The organism is Rosenbergiella collisarenosi (assembly GCF_018494085.1).
Classification (GTDB): domain Bacteria; phylum Pseudomonadota; class Gammaproteobacteria; order Enterobacterales; family Enterobacteriaceae; genus Rosenbergiella; species Rosenbergiella collisarenosi.
Genome location: NZ_JABBFP010000029.1, coordinates 1 through 549 on the forward strand (window position 1 = coordinate 1; position 549 = coordinate 549).

Genomic DNA, 549 nt, shown 5'->3' on the forward strand with positions numbered 1-549 from the left:
CACTACGCAGTCATGTATCTTATAGGTAAGGAGGTGATCCAACCGCAGGTTCCCCTACGGTTACCTTGTTACGACTTCACCCCAGTCATGAATCACAAAGTGGTAAACGCCCTCCCGAAGGTTAAGCTATCTACTTCTTTTGCAACCCACTCCCATGGTGTGACGGGCGGTGTGTACAAGGCCCGGGAACGTATTCACCGTAACATTCTGATTTACGATTACTAGCGATTCCGACTTCATGGAGTCGAGTTGCAGACTCCAATCCGGACTACGACGCACTTTATGAGGTCCGCTTGCTCTCGCGAGGTCGCTTCTCTTTGTATGCGCCATTGTAGCACGTGTGTAGCCCTACTCGTAAGGGCCATGATGACTTGACGTCATCCCCACCTTCCTCCGGTTTATCACCGGCAGTCTCCTTTGAGTTCCCACCATTACGTGCTGGCAACAAAGGATAAGGGTTGCGCTCGTTGCGGGACTTAACCCAACATTTCACAACACGAGCTGACGACAGCCATGCAGCACCTGTCTCAGAGTTCCCGAAGGCACTAA

General features: G+C 51.7%; 1 rRNA gene. It reads right to left on the reverse strand.

From position 1 onward, the window contains the following. Positions 1-26 precede the first annotated feature (26 nt). Positions 27-549: ribosomal RNA gene (locus HGT70_RS16445) — 16S ribosomal RNA — on the reverse strand; the annotation flags it as partial.